The sequence below is a fragment of the Klebsiella sp. CN_Kp100 genome, from assembly GCF_040065315.1.
GTDB lineage: Bacteria > Pseudomonadota > Gammaproteobacteria > Enterobacterales > Enterobacteriaceae > Klebsiella > Klebsiella oxytoca.
Genome location: NZ_JBEAIJ010000007.1, coordinates 42,937 through 62,709, shown reverse-complemented (window position 1 = coordinate 62,709; position 19,773 = coordinate 42,937). Strand labels below are relative to the sequence as shown.

16 protein-coding genes and 1 tRNA gene are annotated in these 19,773 nt (G+C 49.1%); 7 read left to right on the top strand and 10 right to left on the bottom strand.

The window, feature by feature from the left end; all coding sequences use genetic code 11:
* The first annotated feature begins 131 nt into the window (after positions 1–131).
* Positions 132–1,520, top strand: coding sequence for a DASS family sodium-coupled anion symporter (locus ABLV12_RS07110; RefSeq protein WP_348866942.1), 1,389 nt, complete (start codon positions 132–134; stop codon positions 1,518–1,520).
* A 137-nt stretch (positions 1,521–1,657) separates the two neighbouring features.
* Here ABLV12_RS07110 and ABLV12_RS07105 read toward each other — a convergent pair whose 3' ends face one another.
* The 4 genes from ABLV12_RS07105 to ABLV12_RS07090 all read right to left on the bottom strand — a co-directional run bounded on the left by ABLV12_RS07105 (position 1,658) and on the right by ABLV12_RS07090 (position 6,697).
* Complete coding sequence (locus ABLV12_RS07105; RefSeq protein WP_187416161.1) at positions 1,658–2,818, bottom strand: hypothetical protein; 1,161 nt, start codon at positions 2,816–2,818, stop codon at positions 1,658–1,660.
* A gap of 50 nt (positions 2,819–2,868) precedes the next feature.
* Positions 2,869–5,349 (bottom strand): fimbria/pilus outer membrane usher protein, encoded by a 2,481-nt coding sequence (locus ABLV12_RS07100; RefSeq protein WP_077266537.1) that lies wholly within the window; start codon positions 5,347–5,349, stop codon positions 2,869–2,871.
* An 82-nt stretch (positions 5,350–5,431) separates the two neighbouring features.
* Positions 5,432–6,130, bottom strand: a complete 699-nt coding sequence (locus tag ABLV12_RS07095; protein ID WP_064397082.1) for a molecular chaperone — start codon at positions 6,128–6,130, stop codon at positions 5,432–5,434.
* A gap of 48 nt (positions 6,131–6,178) precedes the next feature.
* Positions 6,179–6,697, bottom strand: coding sequence for a fimbrial protein (locus ABLV12_RS07090; RefSeq protein ID WP_064397081.1), 519 nt, complete (start codon positions 6,695–6,697; stop codon positions 6,179–6,181).
* A gap of 791 nt (positions 6,698–7,488) precedes the next feature.
* Between ABLV12_RS07090 and ABLV12_RS07085 the strand changes: the two genes are divergently transcribed.
* Complete coding sequence (locus ABLV12_RS07085) at positions 7,489–7,854, top strand: RidA family protein (protein ID WP_224314498.1); 366 nt, start codon at positions 7,489–7,491, stop codon at positions 7,852–7,854.
* 143 nt (positions 7,855–7,997) lie between these two features.
* Here ABLV12_RS07085 and ABLV12_RS07080 read toward each other — a convergent pair whose 3' ends face one another.
* Positions 7,998–8,402, bottom strand: coding sequence for a VOC family protein (locus ABLV12_RS07080; RefSeq protein ID WP_004105765.1), 405 nt, complete (start codon positions 8,400–8,402; stop codon positions 7,998–8,000).
* A gap of 637 nt (positions 8,403–9,039) precedes the next feature.
* Between ABLV12_RS07080 and ABLV12_RS07075 the strand changes: the two genes are divergently transcribed.
* Positions 9,040–9,864, top strand: a complete 825-nt coding sequence (locus ABLV12_RS07075; protein WP_004105763.1) for a transcriptional regulator — start codon at positions 9,040–9,042, stop codon at positions 9,862–9,864.
* A complete protein-coding gene (locus ABLV12_RS07070) occupies positions 9,857–10,330 on the top strand; it encodes a hypothetical protein (RefSeq protein WP_004105761.1) in 474 nt (157 codons plus the stop codon). The genes ABLV12_RS07075 and ABLV12_RS07070 overlap by 8 nt, the downstream gene beginning before the upstream one ends.
* A 39-nt stretch (positions 10,331–10,369) precedes the next feature.
* On the opposite strand, the gene ABLV12_RS07065 is transcribed toward ABLV12_RS07070, so the two are convergent.
* A complete protein-coding gene (locus ABLV12_RS07065; protein ID WP_004105759.1) occupies positions 10,370–10,918 on the bottom strand; it encodes a LuxR C-terminal-related transcriptional regulator in 549 nt (182 codons plus the stop codon).
* A 389-nt stretch (positions 10,919–11,307) separates the two neighbouring features.
* Between ABLV12_RS07065 and ABLV12_RS07060 the strand changes: the two genes are divergently transcribed.
* Both ABLV12_RS07060 and ABLV12_RS07055 read left to right on the top strand, forming a co-directional pair.
* Complete coding sequence (locus ABLV12_RS07060; RefSeq protein ID WP_228262641.1) at positions 11,308–12,174, top strand: nucleoside deaminase; 867 nt, start codon at positions 11,308–11,310, stop codon at positions 12,172–12,174.
* 155 nt (positions 12,175–12,329) lie between these two features.
* Positions 12,330–13,223 carry a PHP domain-containing protein gene (locus ABLV12_RS07055; protein WP_070556273.1) on the top strand — a complete coding sequence of 298 codons (894 nt, stop codon included), beginning with the start codon at positions 12,330–12,332 and terminating at the stop codon, positions 13,221–13,223.
* Between the two features lie 212 nt (positions 13,224–13,435).
* Here the strand turns inward: ABLV12_RS07055 and ABLV12_RS07050 are convergent, their stop codons facing one another.
* From ABLV12_RS07050 to ABLV12_RS07040, 3 genes are all read right to left on the bottom strand, one after another.
* Positions 13,436–14,347, bottom strand: coding sequence for an alpha/beta hydrolase (locus ABLV12_RS07050; RefSeq protein WP_348866940.1), 912 nt, complete (start codon positions 14,345–14,347; stop codon positions 13,436–13,438).
* 546 nt (positions 14,348–14,893) lie between these two features.
* Positions 14,894–14,969 (bottom strand) — tRNA-Phe (locus ABLV12_RS07045).
* A 105-nt stretch (positions 14,970–15,074) separates the two neighbouring features.
* Positions 15,075–15,791 (bottom strand): DUF554 domain-containing protein, encoded by a 717-nt coding sequence (locus ABLV12_RS07040; protein WP_004115404.1) that lies wholly within the window; start codon positions 15,789–15,791, stop codon positions 15,075–15,077.
* A gap of 437 nt (positions 15,792–16,228) precedes the next feature.
* Between ABLV12_RS07040 and ABLV12_RS07035 the strand changes: the two genes are divergently transcribed.
* Positions 16,229–18,367: an ornithine decarboxylase gene (locus ABLV12_RS07035; protein ID WP_160886231.1), complete on the top strand. Its 2,139-nt coding sequence runs from the start codon at positions 16,229–16,231 to the stop codon at positions 18,365–18,367.
* A 67-nt stretch (positions 18,368–18,434) separates the two neighbouring features.
* Here ABLV12_RS07035 and ABLV12_RS07030 read toward each other — a convergent pair whose 3' ends face one another.
* Entirely contained in the window at positions 18,435–19,691 is a 1,257-nt protein-coding gene (locus tag ABLV12_RS07030) for a nucleoside permease (protein ID WP_016807921.1), read from the bottom strand.
* Between the last annotated feature and the right edge of the window lie 82 nt (positions 19,692–19,773).

The following is a 19,773-nucleotide window of genomic DNA, read 5'->3' as shown; positions in this document are numbered from 1 at the left end:
ATCCTGACCTGGGTGTCATTCAGCCGGGAAATTGTCTGGTACGATCCAGTTAACAGAACAGGAACATAATTTATACCTGATAGACATATACATGTAATGATTCAGTCGTAACCAGTTACAAGGAAGCTACTATGAATAAAAACGACATGAGTCCTTTACCTACCAATACCCACGAGTGGTTTTTTAATCGTAACAGCATCATCATTTTGCTCGATATTGTTCTGTTTATCGTTCTCTACAACACGCTACCCTATGAGCCGAAGGTGGTCATGGGACTGAGTATGCTCGCTTTTATCGCCGTATTATGGTTAACGGAAGCGCTGCACGTGACCGTTACGGCAATAATGGTTCCCGTCATGGCCGTGCTGTTGGGGGTATTTAATACCCAGGCGGCGCTAAACAGTTTCGCTAACTCTACGATATTCCTTTTCCTCGGCGGCTTTGCTCTGGCGGCGGCGATGCATGTGCAGGGGCTGGATAAAGTCATTGCCGATAAAGTATTAGCGATGGCGAGGGGCAAAATGCGCCTCGCGGTCTTTATGCTGTTTGGCGTGACGGCGCTGCTGTCAATGTGGATCAGTAATACGGCGACGGCCGCAATGATGATGCCGCTGGTATTGGGGATCCTGAGTAAAGTCGATGGCAAAAACAGCCATTCGACCTATGTGTTTGTGCTGCTGGGGATTGCCTATAGCGCCAGCATTGGCGGAATGGCGACCATCGTCGGCAGTCCACCGAATGCGATTGCCGCCGCTGAGGTGGGGCTCTCCTTCTTTGACTGGATGAAGTTCGGTTTCCCGGCAATGATCGTCTTACTGCCAGTCGCTATTGCGATTCTTTACCTCGTGTTCAGGCCGGAACTTAAGGGGACCTTCGAAACGAATAGTGAACAGGTCGATTGGGATAAAGGCAAAATAGTCACCCTGGCTATTTTTGGCCTTACCGTATTCTTCTGGATTTTCAGCGGACCCATTAACGATCTGCTGGGCGGTTTTAAATCCTTCGATACCATTGTGGCTTTAGGCGCCATTATATTAGTCAATTTCGCTCGGGTAGTTCACTGGAAGGATATAGAGAAAACGGCTGACTGGGGCGTGCTGTTATTATTCGGCGGCGGTATCTGCTTAAGTAATGTGTTGAAAGAGACGGGTACCAGTCTGTTCCTGGCAAACCAGATTAGCGGGATGGTGGCTCATATGGGGATATTTATTATTATCCTGGTGATTGCAACATTCGTGGTGTTTCTGACCGAGTTTGCCAGTAATACGGCCAGCGCCGCTTTGCTTATTCCCGTATTTGCCTCAGTGGCCGAAGCGTTCGGCATGTCGCCTGTGATTCTGTCGGTATTGATTGCCATTGCGGCTTCATGCGCTTTTATGCTGCCCGTGGCGACGCCGCCAAACGCTATCGTTTTCGCCACCGGCCATATCAGGCAGCAGGAGATGATGCGCGCCGGCCTGTTTTTGAATATTGCCTGTATCGTCGTTTTGACCGGATTTAGCATGTTATTTTGGATGTAACTTAAACGCAGCGCGGCGGTCATTGCTGGCCGCCGTGTCGGGATTACTCTCTTTGAGCGACAGGCGGGGCGCGCTCTGGCCATCGGCGGCATCGCCAGTATAAAGCGATGCCGGGCGTTAACGATTAAGCCAATGTTCTAGGGCAGCGTAAAGGTCACTGTAGCCCTGGCGCTCCAGGCGCCTGAGGCGCTCGAACTTTGCGCTTTCCACTGTGCCGTCAACGACTGTGGCGTCTGCACGGGGTGGGTATAGGTGGCGCCCGAACAGACGTTGGCGTTGGTATTGTCGCGCATTATTCGAAAATCGATTTGCCCTGTTGTCGCGCAGGTCCAGGATTCAAGAACGTTAAAGTTTCTTGTACTGTTAATCATAAACGGGCGGATTACATTGCCCTGCCCGGTTACGGTAAGCGGTTGTTCCATATAGGTTGTGCGCCAGGCGGAGATAGTTCCAGTGTTAAATACCGTCCCGGGGAGAATATCAATCGCGGCAATATTGCGGATATTTACGGTGGTAGTATTGATGATAGGGAGTGCCGGCGAGTAACTAATCGTCGGGGCATAAGCGGGTTTACTGGTCGCAGGCACTATCGTAAAAGAAAGGGGAAATGCAGTCCCATTGTCCAGCCTGGAGACACCACCTTGCAATACGCTGCAATAAAGATAGGTATAAGGCGGCGTTTTGGCAGATAGTGTCGCCTCCAGATTGATATCGAAAGTTGGCCAGGTGTAACTTGCTTTTTGAGTCATACTTGGATAGGTGAAAGAGGTCGTATTGACGTCTATTATACCTGTCTTGTTCAACTGGACAGAGCTTGTACCAGGGCCAAAATTAAGCCCAACAAAATCGCCAAAAATCGTTAAAGAATTTACATTACTCGATGCACTAAAAAAGGATTTACAAGAGGCGCTTTTCCCCATATAGAGTACGTCAGCATCTAAAAAGCTAAAACATCCGTTTACGGTAAGAGAAGTTCCGCTGGCGGTTGCTGTACAAGCTAATTCGGCATTAATTTCAGCGGCGGCTGATGTGGCAATAGCGGCACTCCCAGTGGCGTAGGTATGCGCTCCCCAGTACAACAAGCCTCCTCGTGCGGCAGACGTAGTAGTGCTAAGGAGAACTTTTTCACCGTTAGGAATTACCGACGCGCTGGCCGTAACGGTCTTTGGCGTCAGCGTGACGGTTATCGGATCCGTAGTATAAGCGCCGGTTACCGGATCAAACGATCCGCTATTGGCCTCAGGGGTGACCATCAGCGTTGCCGCGATGGCAACGAACATAAAAACAAACCACTTCATTCTGTTCTTCCTCGTAAGGAGTGCTATTTACTTCGCCCAAGGGCGCAGAATTATTGACAGACGCTCGTCGCGTTCCAGAGACCGGACGCGCCAGCAGATTTATGGGCTATATAATCCGCCCGGCAGGCGGTTTCCTGCCCCTGGCCATTCCCCCATTTCACCTGCAGCGTCCCTTTTTGCGGTAAACCGCTCAGCAGCACTTCTCCGCCATCACCGACAATTGACGCGTTTTCTTCACTTTTAAGCAGTGACGCCATTGCGCCAAAGGGGACCGGTTTGCCGCCGGGCAGCGTTAATGTCATCAGGACACGGTGGCCAATGGCGGTTTTATACTCCGCCCTGACGATAGCCCCGCGGGTGGGAACAACTTTATTGGTCATATAGGTGATATCGGTATCGTTCCGCAGGGTCTTGCTATTCAGGCTAATATCATTGCGGCGATAGGGGGTCAGATAAGGAACAACCGCATAGCCCCGGCTGTCCGTAGAGATACCGGCGTAGTTATTGATGCCAATGCCTTCAGCGCCAGGAGCCTTAACTAACCCAATGGTTTCACCCAGCGATTGGGACAGCGTGATACCATTCTCATGAATCACTACCCCACCGGCTATGCCATACCCCAGCTGTTGACTGTCGCGACTGCGGCTGTAGGAACCATTTAACGTTCCGTAGCTTGCCTTCCAGCTGACGTTGCCCCCGACGACTTGTTGTTCGCTGCGCCCGGCGTGCGTCGCGTTTATCCCCCAGTCAAGACTGGCATCCTCAAAGGCTGAACCATTCAGTCGCAGGTTGTGGCTGGTCCCGTTTCCACTCGCATGGGTTGTCCCGTATGAGGCGTATGTCCGGTTGAGGAATTTATCCAGCGGCACATTGATTTCAAAGGAGACCACATTATCCTGTTCGGCATGGCCATACAGTCCGGTATTCCGGTTCCAGGAGTAGTTCAGACTGATACCAATCGCGTTGAAATTTTTGTAATACCCCAGGTTTGCCGACAGGCTGTTACGTTCTTTCTGCCAGTAATCTTCGCTAATCAAGGATGCATTCAACGCCCCAAAGTTATCGCCAAGATCCTGATTCAGCGACAGCTCTGCACGGTTGCGCCGGCGATCGGTGATATAAGAAGGAATGTTATTATCGCTGCGGTAAGTCCCCAGCGTTTCTTCCAGCGAGCGAAATCCGGAGGTGGAGTAGCGATAGCCGGCGATGGTAAAGTTCGTTCCCGTCTGCAGGAAATTTTTGCTATAGCGTACCCGGAGCGACTGGCCCTGTTGCCTGCCGGTATCGGTCGAGATGGAGCGGGAATGGATGGCGTCGGCGGAAAAGGCGCCCCAGCTACCGATATTCTTACCCACACCTAACGCATATGACTGATATTTATTGCCTGCGTTTTGCACGCCGCCGTAGAGCGTAAAGCCCCATGGAAGGCCGTAAATTCCGGTCCCCTGAACAAACAGGTTTTTTTCCGTGCGAGTATCGTAGGAGCGGAATTGACCGCCCGTTACGCTATAGCGAAACTTACCTTCACGCTGTAGAACAGGCAAAGATGCGTAGGGGATGCGCAAGTGCTGCTCGCTGCCGTCGGCTTCTTTGATGGTCACGTCAAGATCGCCTGCTCCCCCGGTGGAGGCCAGATCGGAGATCTCAAACGCCCCCGGCGCCACTTTGGTCTCATAGACCACGTAGCCGTTCTGACGGATGGTGACCAGGGCGTTGCTGCGGGCAACCCCTCGAATCACAGGCGCGTAGTTACGTACGCTGGAAGGCAGCATGTCGTCGTCCGAGGCCATCTGAAAACCACGAAACGGCACGCTATCGAAGACATCAGCTGGTGCTGAACTGTCGCCTAACGTCAGCTGGCTGCGCAAAGAGATAATATTCCGCTGAAGATAGCTATAGACGTTGTCCCATTTACTTCCACTCTGATTACTATGCTCAAAGGTGGTGTAGTTGCGCAGACGCCAGGGACCGATATTGAGACCGGGACGCAGGTTCAAATACGTGCTCTCATAAGTCTCTGCACCCTTAAATCGGCTCTGATAGCTATTCATGTTGTAATTGAGGAGGAGGGCTGGAATACCTTCATCCCAACGTTCAACGGGCACTTCATCCAGGCTGCGCGTATTCATTGCCGCATGAGGGATACTCAGATTCAGCTTTTGGCGGTTAAACTGAAAGTCGGCAAATGCATCCGGTATACCCGCAAGATTGGCGCATTCGCTATCATTGACGGCAAGTTCTGGAAATGAGGCGATATCAATTCCCCATTGGCTAAGTTCTGCCAGGGTGACGCAGGGATCCAGCTTTCCATCCTTGTTCTTTGAAAACATCACATCGCGGGCATCTGCGGTCACCATTTCGTTATTGACGTAGATATCTACACGGTAGTTTCCTGCTGGCTGCCCATTGACGACTTCAAATACCGAGAGGTCTGTCGTCGGCGCGCCATCCCCTTCGCGAACCTCAAGCAAAGCAGGGTTAAAAAACTCATCTGCAAACGATATGGCTGGAGCATTGAATAGCGCAGACATAATCAAGAGGCATGTATATTTCATATTGAAATTGAACTGGCGCAAAATCCCATACCTATTAATCAGATGTGATCAGTAAAAATTAATATTTTGAGTGGAACTCTTTGCCACTCGTACCGTAATCATTAATTATTTTCCAGCTAACGGTGTTACCGACTGCCCCTGCGGGAATAGTAAATAGTCGTTCTGTTGCTGGTGCCACATAGGTCTGTTCTGGTAAGGTGGGTTTAAATATCTTTCCGCCCACCGTAATGACGCTGAAGTTCATATAAAACGGCGTTGGGTTAGTCACCTGGATCTGGTTACCGACTTTTTTCCAGATAAGTTTATCCCCGCTTTCTTCAGGTAAACCTTTCACAGCTGAAGGACGATAAATAAATTTCAGCCTTTTTTTGATCGCCAGCTGCAATGTATTAGCCTGTACCTCATTTTTTTTAACTGAAGGGATAGTCTTAATGTTTAGCCAGAATAATGACTCGCGGTCTTGCGCAAGGTTTGTACCTGTGAAGACCGCGCGCAAAGTATTGTCCTGGCCTGGCTCAAGACGAAATAATGGTGGGGTAATCATAAACGGGGCCTTAGCTTTGCTATTCTCCCCTTCGTCCACCCATGACTGAATAAGAACGGGAATGCCCTTGTTCGTATTGCTTACAGTAATCGATGCTTCTTTTTCATCGCCATGAAAAACCAGGCGAGTCCCGCCGACCGAAACCGCCGCATGACTATTTATTGAAAAAGTCAAACATGACGTCATTAAAGATAAAACAAGTAACGCTTTCATTAATACTCCGGTAGCGGAGGTGTTACCACCTCCGCTGTATGTCAAAAATTACATATACGAGATGTTTACCTGGGCTACGGCGTTAGCAACGCCTGCGGTGACAGAAGCCGCAGTACTGATGTAATTAGCCGTAAAGCGGAGCTGTTGGGTCGCGGCGCTAGTCAGCGCAATACCTAAATCGGTAGAGTTAATATCGATATTGGTGCCGTCAGCCTTTTTGATATTAATAGATACGCCGGTTGCGCCGCCGCCGGTCAGCGCCAGGTCGCCTGCCGCATCCGCTGCCCCTGAAAAGGTCACCAGCGCGGCAGTCGGACCACCTGATGCCGGACAACCCGTTAAGTTAATGGAAAAAGGAACCGGGAGGGTCGTTGTTCCTACCGTCGGAAATTGAGCAACACCGTAGGTGCCTAGCGGAACGTTCACAGTACTGTCAGAAGTGTCTACACTGCAGGCTTCCTGAAGAATGGTTCCGCTGAAGTTAACGGTGGCATCTGCAGCCAGTGCCTGAGATGCAGACACAGATAACAGACCAAATGCAAACGCAACTGCTGATAATTTTTTCATACATCATTATCCTTAATATAAGCTACCGAAGTCATTCGGCGCATATTGCTATAAAGTTTCACAGAGCCATATCACATGAATGGCCTTGGGTAACAACATAACGATTCCGTTATTTCTATGCACCTGAAAACGTCTTATTAAGAATGTTTGAACGTTCATGATTTACGCCTGGAAAAATCCCTATCCCGGCATATAAAAGCTGCAGCATGACTTTTTGCTGCCGGTTAAAAACGGCACAAAGCGTACTTATCAAAATGCTTAATAACATTACCTCTTCATTTATCTGGTTTTTTATTATCGAACCACAGGGGGGGGCGGTTGAGGGCGGGCTTTATTACAGGTTATTGTCCTGGGTTTTATGTTGTAATTTTGTTTAAAAATTCCGCTTAATTTAAATGGATATTAACAAGGTGCCTTGTCTTGACTGTTTATTAATATTTCATAATACCTGTTGTTATTATTTTAATAGCGAGGGATGAAATCGATAATGTTCTTTCTAATCAATCTGTTGTGATGTTCTGTTTTAGGGTTTTAAATGTATTTAAGAACCTTTAAGGTTTTTTAAGGGTATTTCATGTAGCAGCACGTGACAGTTTTTAGCATTAAATGAGATGATTTCCTTGAGAAAACTGTATTTTACCTTCACGTCCCGGGTTTATCCCTGACACAGGAAAACCAGGATATTACGCTATGGCTTTTTTATGATACGTCACGGGACGCGCGTTTTTGCCATGCACTCACAAATTGTGACCTGATTTTGGCTTTCAGTCATATAAAATTTAAAAGGATCAATGATGAGTAAGATTATAAGGCACGAAATTAATGAAAGCTGGGCAATATCCGGAGTGGTCGAATCCTGTGGTTTGGTCTTTGTGGGTTATTGTATTGGTAACATCGGGAAGCCCATCGAGGAACAGATAAATGGCGCTTTCGATAATTTGAGCGAAAGGCTTAACGCTATCGGCCTGACGCTGGAGTCAGTCGTAAAAATTGATGCTCTGTTTCGCGACGTATGGAATATCCCATTAATGGAAAAAGTCATGCGTCAGCGATTCAACGGCCATTATCCCGCCAGAAAATCAATTCAAACCGAGTTTGCCCATGCTGGCGGGGCCACAGGTATGCTCTTTCAGCTTGATGCGATTGCCTGCCGTTAATCGATGTCGCCTCTTCTGTAATTGACAGGGGCGCGCCGTTTCGCTGTTCAACCGGGAAGCCATTGCATCGACCTCCCGGCTTGCTGACCCGCTAAAATAAATCGCTATCACACGAATAGGCATTTTATTCGGATGAACTGATTTTAAACCATCGCTTTTTTTGCCGGGTCGTAAAAAACAAAAGCGATTTTGTTTTTGTCAGGATCGCGAACGTAGGCACTGTAAAAATCAGCGCCGTAGTGCGGACGAAAAGCCGGTGGGCCTTCATCTTCGCCACCATTCTCAATCGCTAATCTATAAAGTTCCTGGATCATTTCAACGGATACCGCATTCAATGCAACCATGACGCCATTACCTCGGGTGGCGGGGAGATTATCAAACGGCATTCCAACGCATAATCCGGTAGTATGATTATCTTTGAACGTTCCCCATGCGGCGCCTTTTTCGCTACGCCCATCGAGAGGATGGCCAAGCACGCGCATCAAAGGCGCATAAAATTTATAGGAAGCTTGAGGGTCATTGGTTCCCAGCATAATATAAGAAAACATAGCATCTCCTTTTTAAAAATAGAGCATAACATAGCTAAGATATAACGAATATTTACCGGGTGTGAATTCAGATATTACATGAAAAATTCCCGGATAAGGTTGGCGATAATGAATAAAGAAGAGGTAAGGATCGTGCTTAACTTATGCTGTGCTGACGCTTCCCCTCAGCGTGGCAGGCTGGAATGATAAATATTTGTTATATCCAGTCAGAAGGGAGCCACGGGCTCCCGACAGTAAAAAACAATAGACTTAACGGGGATAAAAAAGATCGACGCCCGGGCGCTATGTTCTTTTGACGCTAAGGATAGCGTTGACCATTAGCGCTAACACGCCGACGGGACTGATAAAAAACACCTTAGTTGGGCAATAACTGATTGTAGTTGCAGGGTTTATTCTTTTTAAACCCACTTTTTTAATCACGACGTTCCGTAAATTTTTAACCATGACCCGGCTAATACGTTTATGGGCGCGGACGTTTTTGGTGAAGTTCGACAGCCGAAAAGACTCAGCATTAAAAATTAAAACGTCACATATGTTTTTTCAATCATATAATTAGCTATAATGCATGTAATTCCAGCTACACTGATCACCTCTTTACCCTTTTAACCTCTTTTAACATATCAACCGCGAATAGCATATGTATTGGATCATAAACAAAAATATAGAATTTTGGCCTGAAAATAAGCGGTTAATCTCGTTGAAAAACCCGGCGCTGAGCGTCACATTGACGGCTCCGGCAAGCCACTGTCTTGTTCTTTTACTGGAAGCCTCACCGGAGCTGGTCAGCCAGCAGACTTTTTTTAAAAAAGTTTGGGAAGATGAGGGGATCCTGGTTCCTGCAAATACCTTGTATCAAAACATATCGATTGTCAGGCGCGGACTGCGCGATGTCGGAGAAACGGATAACTCATTAGTCGTGACGGTGCCGCGTAAAGGTTTTCATATCAATGCCAACGTTAACATTGAAAAACGTGAAAAAATATCTTTAGATTCAGTAGGTTCTGCTGATGCATCTCTCGCGGTGCAGGATAGCGTTGCGGGAAAAAAAGCAACCACTGAATCTGTGGCTACCGTGCATACGGCTGATAAGAAAAACGCCCGCTCAAAGGCTGTCACACTCTTGATTATGGCATTGAGTTTACTGGCGGGCTTTTTTTCTCTGCATTACCTCTGGCACTTTAATGATGAAAAGCCCTTTTTTAGCAGCTATACATTAGTTGAAAGCGATCGCGGTTGTCATTTTTATACCATAGATGATAATCATGCCAGCATTGATAAATTTAATAGTTATAAGTCTTTGATTTTCAAATCCGGACTGGACTGTAAGAAGTATCCCTTTGTTTATTTTTCCATGTCGCAGATGACTCCAGGTTTTATAGTGTTTATTTGCAGGAAAAGCTACACCGCGAAGGCTTCTGCCGGATGTGTTACTCTCTCTTTTCGTGGAATTGTACATGAATAGAATAAAAATTGTGATTGGCTTTTTTATTTCTGGCGCTCTGGCAGGGGGGATCTATAATTTTGTGAACGATAAAATACATCATAAGGAAGAGTGTACGGCATCGCTCGTGGTCTTCAAGGATAATACACAAACTAATTTGACCTTAAATTTCATGTATTCACTTGCTGAAGGTAAGGGTACCGTTGCGGTCAGCGGTAGCTATCTGGATGGCGGGAAACTGCAGGGCCATATCAGAAGAGATGTCATCTATGATATGGTCAAAAATCATGAAACTCACCATTTCCACTCCAGAGAAATAAACCGATACGGTAACATTGACTCCGTGTCGGATGAGTTCCTGGCCAGCATCCTGCCTGACTTTTACGTTTATCCAAATGAAAAAATAAGCTATATTATTTCAAAGCAAAATGAGCATAGCTTTCTGATAAAAATTGGGTCACGACCGCTACTGTATTGTGCTAATTAACGGTATGGATGATGAGTCAGGCTTGCTTATCATCCACAATTATCTGGCATAATCGTCCTTTAAATGGTCTTTTATAATGAGTAAATCAGTTAGCTTCCCTGCGCCAATTTTTCGACAGGCCACATATCTGTAATTGCTGACGATCTTACTGGTGAGCGATAGAGATTCAGCGATAACATGCGTATCTTTACCTTCAAGGCTTTTGTTGAGAATGATTTTTTCAATTTTGCTTAAGCGCTGGTTTTTGGTCGGTTTACACTTAACCCGTCTGATCAGGCAGCGGAGCGCTTTCATTATGACTTCCGGCGGCGCTTTAGCATTTATCACGGTATCTGCATCACAGATGAGTGCATGCTGCGACGAACTCAGAATCAGTAATACTTTGCATCGCTGGTTTAACGAGGAAAGTTTGCTGGCGTTGCATTTGTTTTCTAAACTCAGATGCAGGATAACAATATCTTCATAGTTTAAACGATCGAGTTGCGGGTCGTCACACTGACAGCTTTTGATTTCCATCGCGTTATATTGTCCGACACAGATAATGCCATCTCGAAGATACTGGTTATTGCTGATGATGAAGATAGCCATGATAACTCCCGTAAGCATTTCACTCATGATGTGTCGTATTCAATGACTATATCTGATTGTTCAGAAATTCAAACTTATCTCGTCTTAAATTTTCTTATTTACTCATATTAAATGGTAAAACTTATAGTAAACAAGGAGTTGTGTGATTTTCTTGAGGTGTCTGATAAGATATAAATAACATTTGGAAAATTCCTTATTAAATAATAATCGTCTTTTAATGTGCTTGGAATAATCTTAACGTTGATTTGCGTCATTATATCGTGGTTGTGATTAGTGCTTTACTAATCTCATGCGTATTAATCATCTTATCTATTTGCGCAGCGTATAGCACTTGTCACCAGGTGCCATAAATAAATTCACTTGCGGGATGTGGTTTTATGAATGGGGTTATGGAACTTGAATTCTGGATGCGTGTTGCCATTGGTGAAGCTGAAGAGAGTTTGTGTGAGGGGAATAAAGGTTTTGGCACCGTTATCATCAAGGATGGTGAGATGGTTGCGGCGGCGCATGACTATGAGGAAACAGAGGGAGACGCAACCTCACATGCTGAAATCAACGCGATTAAAATTGCCAGCCAAAAAATTGGCAAAAATTTAAACGGGGGCATACTGATATCCACCAGTGAGCCTTGTCCTATGTGCGCATTTGCCATCGCCTGGTCCGGGATAAGCGAAATAGCTTTTGGTTTTTCTATTCAGGATGCACTTGCTCAAGGGCGGCGGCGGATTGCATTTCAGTGCGTCGAGGCTTTTGATAAGGCGGGCATAGAGGTTATTGTTCATAAAGGTATTCTGCAGCGGGAATGTGCAATTCTCTATCGTGCTGACGTTCGCAGCGAAATTAATCATCTGCGCAACGCAACCGATGAAGACCTTAAGGCGCTGAACGCGGATTCCATTGCCCGCCGTACTGCATGGTTCTGCCAAAATAAAGCCGGGTTGAATATTGGCGATAGCCATTTGTTAGATACCGCACACCGCTTACTTATAACGCGATTCCACGCTGCAGAGGTTGAAATGCCCGTGGTGAACAGAACTGAGAAGCAAATTACTTTCCACTCTATGAATTTCTGCCCAACGCTTGAGGCATGCAGAATTCTGCGCCTCGATACCCGGCACGTTTGCAAACTCCTGAATGAAGAGTCCACCGATATGTTAGTGAAAAAGATAGATAGCCGACTTCGCTTCTCTCGAAATTATAATAACCTCAGACCATATTCCTCTTTCTGCGAAGAATCTATTTCTATTGAGGATTGAACGTGTGTTGCCATAAGCGATGTGCCTGATTGTTCCAGGGGCCGTTAACGGACTTTAGCTTCCTGAAAAACAAAGCTATCCGTTAACCATCGGCGATTCAACAGGGCAAAGCAGGCGATCAGCGGCGTAATGTTAAAACTTTTAAAGGAGAAGTCATGAAATTAATCGACTTGCACATGCATTCGGCATATAGCAACGATGCCGATTTCCCCGTCAGCGATCTGCTTACCATGGCTAAAGCGGCGAATCTTGCGGCCCTGGCGATAACCGATCACAACTCGGCGCGATCCGTTGAGGAGTCTATTCGCTATGGCAGAGCAAATAGCGTAAGCGTGATGACCGGGATTGAAATCGACTGCGCGTTTGCGGGCAATAATTATCATCTGCTGGGCTACGGTTTTCGTCGAGACAGCCGGGATTTTGACGCCGTCGAACACAACTTCCTTCGTCTGGAAACTGCCGCGACGCCGCTAAAGCTGGAGAAACTGCGGGCGCTGGGGTTCCAGCTTGATGAAGATCGCCTGTATGCCATGGCCGGCGATCGGGTCCCGCAGGAAGAGGAGATGGCAGAACTTATTTTAGAGGATGCGCGCAACCTGAATCATGATCTGCTGCTGCCTTACCGCGCGGGGAATGCGCGCAGCGATATGCCGTTAATTAACTTTTTTTGGGACTTTTTTGGCCGAGGCAAACCCTGCCAGGTGACGGTGGAATTGCCGCCGATGGCGGAGATGGCGGCGCTGATAATCGACAACGGCGGCATTCCGGTCATTGCGCATATCGGCGCTAACGTGAAGGAAAAGCCGTTGGCGGTGATTGAACAGATGTTGCCACTTGGCGTACGCGGCGTGGAAGTGTTCTCCAGCTATCATGATGAGGAGCTATGTCGCGAACTTTATCACTACACGCAGGATAAATCGCTGCTGGCGACCTGCGGCAGTGACTTTCATGGTAAAAACAAACCCAATATTAAGCCTGGCGACTGTAGACCATGGCGTGACGCGCTACCGAAAACCCTGGAAATCCTCGAGCAGGTTGATCTTTATTGACGCCTGAAATCTACCGGCTGTGGGCGAGTTATTAAATAACAAGGACAACTGATTATGCGTAGAGGTATTATCGGGCAGGATAAGAGGCACAGGAAGAGGTATCTGCTGTCAGTCAGAGAAAGAGATGGACCACCTTCGTTGTGCCTCTAAATAGAGAGTCACAAAATCGCGTATATTTTATGGGGGCGCATAGTATTGTTGAGAGCCACGTTTCACGACAATGACTCTCTGCTTCGGATAAATTTAGCTACGGCTTGTAACGCCTCATCCGCTTCAGGTACCTTTCCCACCGATGACTGAAATACATGCCAGAGCCCGTCCCATATCTCAAGCTCAACTTGCATCCCAGCCTTTTTAGCATATCGGGAGAGGCGTAATGCATCATCGCGCAATAACTCCTCGCTTCCCACCTGAATAAATACGGGAGGAAGTCCAGACAAATCACCAAACAGGGGAGAGACAAGAGGATCGCTTCGTTCACTGTCCGAACAGTAGTATTTCACGGTCATTATCAGGTCTTCTATGCAAAGCAGCGGATCGAGATCCTTACACAGCGTTATGCTCTTACCAGAAAGTGTGAAATCTAACATGGGAGACAGCAGAACAGACGAGTCCGGCAAAGGATCTTGATGCTGTTTTAACAGGAGTAAAAGCGACATGACCAGTCCACCACCGCTGGAGTCTCCCGCGAGGATAATGTCCTCTGCTGAATAACCATTAGCAAGCAGCCATAAATAGGCCTGATGACAATTTAATAAGGCCGCAGGAAATCGATTTTCTGGCGCCAGAGGATATTCCAGTACCAGAGTTCGGCAACCAAAATATTGTGTGAGACAGGCAGCGAGTTTTCTGTGAGTCAGACACGATCCCTGAGAATTTCCACCGCCGTGGAAATAGAGAATAATCCTGGTATTTATCGAATCGGGATATGAAATCCATTCCGCAGTTATCTCTGTATCGTTAACCGTTTCGATGCACACACCCGCAGGTAGTGTTGCCTTTATGGCTGCAGACTCCCAGACCTGGCGCTGAAGGGAGTGTGGGGTATTCAAAAGAAAATGAATATTTTCATCATGATTTTCAAATAGCTTAGCTTTATAATCTTTTGCTCCGTTACTCAGCATCTTCATTCCTTTTGCTGCTTACGCCAGAAATAATAATTGTCGGTAGTGCTTTTTTTGCATTTTAATAGGCATTAATTTATTTACTCATTCATAAACAATCTGAGAAATACGCCACATTATAAGTTTATTAAAATTCTTCGGCTTTTTTTTATCTTTCCCTACTAACCGACAAATAGCTTATTTTTTCAACGACGCTGGTGATAAGGCTTTTCCCGCAAAACAAGCGGACCTACGCTCAGGCAATTGATGCGAGAGAGCGTGGGGCAGGCAAAATCCCTGGCAATGAATTTTTTCTGGCAGAGAGGGGGAGGGGACTTTGAAGGGAAGCTAGTGCTGGCTCCCCAAAAGCAAAAAACCGCCTTGTGGGCAGGTTCTTTAAATAGTGGTGCCCGGACTCGGACTAACGCCGCAGGCGTTGAACAGCGCGCTTGTCGCGCTGGCCCCGAAGGGGTGAGCCGCCGTGCGGCGAATAATCGAACGGAGTTCGATGGAGAGTCCGCTCGCAGAAAAGCAAAAACCCAGCCATAGGCTGGGTTCTTTAAATAGTGGTGCCCGGACTCGGAATCGAACCAAGGACACGGGGATTTTCAATCCCCTGCTCTACCGACTGAGCTATCCGGGCAACGGGGCGCATTAAACCTGATTCGCCGCACCTCGTCAACGAAATTTATCTGTTTCGCAGCAGACTGGACAATCTATCACCACATTGCGTCAAAAGCACGCATCTTCAGGCGAAAAACGCCGTCCAGGCTACCGAAATCGGCATCGCCAGCACCAGGGCCGGCAGCATATTCACCACGGCGAACATTTTAATTCCGCAGATGCGCAAACCGGTGGCAACCAGCAGCATCCCGCCGACAGCGCTGAAATCCGCCATCATCATCGGCGTGGTCAACGGCATAATCAACGATGCGCAGGCCGCCAGCGCCAGCTGGATGGCCAGCATCGGCACGCTAATGGCCGAGACCGCCAGCCCCAGGGTGCAGGCGAAAATGGTGGCGGTAAAGAAGTCGAGAAACGCTTTGGCAATGAGAATGCTGGCGTCACCGGTCATTCCTTCGCGCATCGCGCCGAAAATCCCGGTTCCGCTGGCGCAGAACAGGACGATAATCGCGACGTAGCTTTGAATATACGACTCATGCGCCGAACTCTTTATCTGGCCCTTTTTTGGCGAAAGCAGCTGCTGAAGCTTACTCACCAGCGTATTAATGCCTTTCTCCATATTACATACTTCGCCGAACAGCGCGCCCACCAGCGTTGAAAGCACCATCACCGGCAGGTTGGCGCATTTGATCACCAGTAGAATACCGATGCCCAGCGACGCCAGCCCAAAAATAGAGGTCATTGATGTCCGAATCCGTTCCGGCAATCTTTGACTTAAGAGTGCGCCAAGTACGCCGCCCAGAAGGACCGCACCGGCGTTAATAAATGGCCCTGTAACCAAAGTATGACTCCTGTTAATTATCCCTAATGACTGCATTATTATGGCGCGAAGCTGGCCAAAAGGCTTGCGCATCCGTGGGGTCGCTGCATACGTAATTCATCTTGCACGGTACATTTAAAGGTGACATGATTGCGCGAATTTTCTCCTCCCCTGAATGAGGCCGCCGGGATGACGACATCGCCACTACATCACCAGTGCCGCTGCGTACAGATGCGCAGGCTGCCTCGTCTTGCTACCCTTACTCTGCAACTTCTGCCCGTCATGCGGTGAGCGTAACGCAGGCTCACTGCAGGACAACAGTAAGATCGGACGCGGTCTGCTTTTACTGATGTCTGGCGGTCGGAGCTGGGATCCAGCCAGACCCTGACAGTTCGTTGGCCAGAGCAGAGATGCCCTGGCCTAAGCCTTTTACTCTCCGGAAACGGGTATCCGCGCTCATGAAATCAATGCACATTGCCGCCAGCCGCGAGCTGGTATCCCACCTGTCCACCCACCGTCGCGTGGTGGCCCTGGACAGTACTGATTTTACCGATGTGGCGGCAGTCGTCATTACCGTGGCGGACAGCCGCAGCGGCATCCTTGCGTTGCTGAAACGCACGGGCTTTAACCTGCCGGTCTATCTGTTCAGCGAAGCTGAGCACGAAAAACCAGAAGGCGTGACGGCCATCGTTAGCGGCAAAGAGCAGGAGTGGCTCGAACTGGAAGCCGCCGCCTGCGACTATGAAGAGAACCTGCTGCCGCCGTTCTTCGATACGCTGACTCAGTACGTAGAGATGGATAACAGCACCTTCGCGTGCCCTGGCCATCAGCACGGCGCCTTCTTTAAGAAGCATCCAGCGGGGAGGCAGTTCTTCGACTTCTTTGGTGAGAACGTCTTTCGCGCCGACATGTGCAACGCCGACGTTAAGCTTGGCGATCTGTTGATTCATGAAGGATCGGCCAAACACGCGCAGAAGTTCGCGGCGAAGGTCTTCAACGCCGATAAAACCTATTTTGTCCTTAACGGTACCTCGGCGGCGAACAAAGTGGTGACTAACGCGCTGCTGACCCGCGGCGATCTGGTGCTGTTTGACCGTAACAACCATAAATCAAATCATCATGGCGCGCTGATTCAGGCAGGCGCGACGCCGGTCTATCTCGAAGCATCGCGCAACCCGTTCGGTTTTATCGGCGGGATTGACGATCGCTGCTTCGATGAAAAATACCTGCGCGATCTGATTCGCGAGACGGCGCCGGAAAAAGCCGATACGCCGCGCCCGTTCCGCCTTGCGGTGATCCAGCTCGGAACCTATGACGGGACGGTATACAACGCCCGCCAGGTGGTCGATAAAATCGGCAGCCTGTGCGACTACATCCTGTTTGACTCGGCCTGGGTCGGCTACGAGCAGTTTATCCCGATGATGGCCGACTGTTCGCCGCTGCTGCTGGACCTGACGCCGGATGACCCGGGCATTTTTGTTACTCAGTCGGTGCATAAACAGCAGGCCGGTTTTTCTCAAACTTCGCAGATCCATAAAAAGGATAACCATCTGCGAGGGCAGGCGCGTTTTTGCCCGCATAAGCGGTTGAATAACGCCTTTATGCTGCATGCCTCGACCAGCCCGTTTTATCCGCTGTTCGCGGCTCTTGACGTGAATGCCAAAATCCATGAAGGGGAAAGCGGGCGCCGCCTGTGGGCCGAATGCGTAGCGCTGGGTATTGACGCGCGCAAAGCGATTATCGCTAACTGCAAAATGATCCAGCCGTTTATTCCGCCAATGGTCGCGGGACGCCCGTGGCAGGATCACCCCACCGAAACCATCGCCCGCGAGCGGCGCTTCTTTAGCTTTGAACCGGGCGCGCGCTGGCACGGCTTTGAGGGCTATGCCAGCGAACAGTACTTCGTTGACCCCTGTAAGCTGCTGCTGACGACGCCAGGAATCGATGCGCAGAGCGGGGAATATACTGATTTTGGCATCCCGGCGACCATTCTGGCCCACTATCTGCGCGAAAACGGCATTGTGCCGGAGAAGTGCGATCTGAACTCTATTCTGTTTCTGCTGACCCCCGCCGAAAGCGCGGAGAAGCTGGCGCAGCTGGTGGCGATGCTTGCCCAGTTTGAGCAGCATATCGAATCGGATACGCCGCTGGCCGAGGTTCTGCCGAGCATCGTTAACAAATACCCGGTGCGCTATCGGGACTACACCATCCGCGAGCTGTGTCAGGAGATGCATAACCTGTACGTTAGCTTTGAGGTGAAGGATCTGCAAAAAGAGATGTTCCGCAAGCAGAGCTTCCCGCGGGCGGTCATGAACCCACAGGACGCCAACCGCGAGTTTATTCGCGGTAACGTCGAACTGGTGCGCTTAAGCGAAGCGGAAGGGCGCATTGCGGCGGAGGGCGCGCTACCGTATCCACCGGGCGTGCTGTGCGTCGTGCCTGGCGAAATCTGGGGCGGGGCGGTGCTGCGCTATTTTCTGGCGCTGGAGGAGGGCGTCAATATGCTGCCGGGCTTCTCGCCGGAGCTCCAGGGGGTCTATAGCGAAACGGACGCTGACGGCATTAAGCGTCTGTATGGTTATGTGCTGAAAGCATAAAAAAACGCCCCGTTGATATCACCGGGGCGCTTTTTTTTATTCGTACATCTCGGGTGAAGCCGTTTATTTAATGTACGACGGTCTGCGCACCGGCTGGTACGCGAACGTGCTTGTATTTAAACAGCGCGACGAAAGCAAACGCCAGAACCAGCGAATAGCCGGCGAAAATCAGCCATACGGTTTGCCAGTCGGTAATCCCTTCGACGGTAAAGTGCTCCACCACTTTGCCGCTCACCATCCCGCCAAGTATGCAGCCGAAACCGTTGGTCATCATCAGGAACATTCCCTGGGCGCTGGCGCGGATTTCCGGGCGAACCTCTTTTTCCACAAACACCGACCCCGAGATATTGAAGAAGTCGAAGGCGCAGCCATAAACGATCATCGACAGCACCAGCAGCACGGTGCCGAACGGAGTCGGGTCGCCGTAAGCGAACAGGCCGAAGCGCAGCATCCACGCCACGATACTAATCAGCATCACGTTCTTGATGCCGTAGCGGCTGAGGAAGAACGGGATGGTCAGAATGAACAGGGTTTCCGAGATCTGCGAAATCGACATCATCACCGAGGCGTGCTGCACGATAAAGCTGCTGGCGAACAGCGGATCTTTATCAAAGCTGTGCAGGAAGGTGTTGCCGAACATATTGGTGATTTGCAGTTCGGCGCCAAGCATCATCGAGAAAATAAAGAAGATCGCCATACGTTTGTTTTTAAACAGCGCGAAGGCATCAAGGCCCAGCATGGCGGTCCAGCTCTGGTTTTTCTGCTGATTGGCCACCGGAATATGCGGCAGCGTCAGAGTGAAGAGCACCAGCAGCAAGGAGAGCGCCGCGCCGATATAGAGCTGCATATGGCTCAGCTCAAAGCCGGAGAAGCTGACGCCCCACATGGCGAGGATAAAACCGATGGTGCCCCAGATACGAATCGGCGGGAAATCGGTCACGATATCCATGTTCGCAGACTGCAGGCGGTAGTAGGAAATGGTGTTAATCAGCCCCAGCGTCGGCATATAGGCCAGCGAGTTAAGCAGGATGACGAGGAACATCTCGCCCGGCGTAGTGACCTGGGCGGCGAGCCACAGCGTCAGCGCGCCGACCAGATGGCAAATGGCGTAAACCCATTTGGCGCTGATCCATTTATCGGCAACGATACCAAGCAGCGTCGGCATAAATACCGCAGCGATACCGAGCGAGCTATAAACCGCTCCGATGGCCGCACCGTCAAACTTCAGGGTAACGAACATATATGAGCCGAGCGTGGTCAGCCAGCTTCCCCAGAGGCAGAACTGCAGGAACGACAGTATTTTGAGCTGCAGCTTAAGATTCATGTTTTGATCCTCACGGATATAGAATTGTTTTGTGTTTTAAATAACATTTGTAGCGTTATTTTGGTTGGATTCTATCATTCAT

What these genes read in the sequence shown, in the direction of transcription:
- ABLV12_RS07110 (WP_348866942.1), top strand. Translation starts at nt 132, where the DNA reads ATGAATAAAAACGACATGAGTCCTTTACCTACCAATACCCACGAGTGG.
- ABLV12_RS07105 (WP_187416161.1), bottom strand. Translation starts at nt 2,818, where the DNA reads ATGAAGTGGTTTGTTTTTATGTTCGTTGCCATCGCGGCAACGCTGATG.
- ABLV12_RS07100 (WP_077266537.1), bottom strand. Translation starts at nt 5,349, where the DNA reads ATGTCTGCGCTATTCAATGCTCCAGCCATATCGTTTGCAGATGAGTTT.
- ABLV12_RS07095 (WP_064397082.1), bottom strand. Translation starts at nt 6,130, where the DNA reads ATGAAAGCGTTACTTGTTTTATCTTTAATGACGTCATGTTTGACTTTT.
- ABLV12_RS07090 (WP_064397081.1), bottom strand. Translation starts at nt 6,697, where the DNA reads ATGAAAAAATTATCAGCAGTTGCGTTTGCATTTGGTCTGTTATCTGTG.
- ABLV12_RS07085 (WP_224314498.1), top strand. Translation starts at nt 7,489, where the DNA reads ATGATGAGTAAGATTATAAGGCACGAAATTAATGAAAGCTGGGCAATA.
- ABLV12_RS07080 (WP_004105765.1), bottom strand. Translation starts at nt 8,402, where the DNA reads ATGTTTTCTTATATTATGCTGGGAACCAATGACCCTCAAGCTTCCTAT.
- ABLV12_RS07075 (WP_004105763.1), top strand. Translation starts at nt 9,040, where the DNA reads ATGTATTGGATCATAAACAAAAATATAGAATTTTGGCCTGAAAATAAG.
- ABLV12_RS07070 (WP_004105761.1), top strand. Translation starts at nt 9,857, where the DNA reads ATGAATAGAATAAAAATTGTGATTGGCTTTTTTATTTCTGGCGCTCTG.
- ABLV12_RS07065 (WP_004105759.1), bottom strand. Translation starts at nt 10,918, where the DNA reads ATGGCTATCTTCATCATCAGCAATAACCAGTATCTTCGAGATGGCATT.
- ABLV12_RS07060 (WP_228262641.1), top strand. Translation starts at nt 11,308, where the DNA reads ATGGAACTTGAATTCTGGATGCGTGTTGCCATTGGTGAAGCTGAAGAG.
- ABLV12_RS07055 (WP_070556273.1), top strand. Translation starts at nt 12,330, where the DNA reads ATGAAATTAATCGACTTGCACATGCATTCGGCATATAGCAACGATGCC.
- ABLV12_RS07050 (WP_348866940.1), bottom strand. Translation starts at nt 14,347, where the DNA reads ATGCTGAGTAACGGAGCAAAAGATTATAAAGCTAAGCTATTTGAAAAT.
- ABLV12_RS07035 (WP_160886231.1), top strand. Translation starts at nt 16,229, where the DNA reads ATGAAATCAATGCACATTGCCGCCAGCCGCGAGCTGGTATCCCACCTG.
- ABLV12_RS07030 (WP_016807921.1), bottom strand. Translation starts at nt 19,691, where the DNA reads ATGAATCTTAAGCTGCAGCTCAAAATACTGTCGTTCCTGCAGTTCTGC.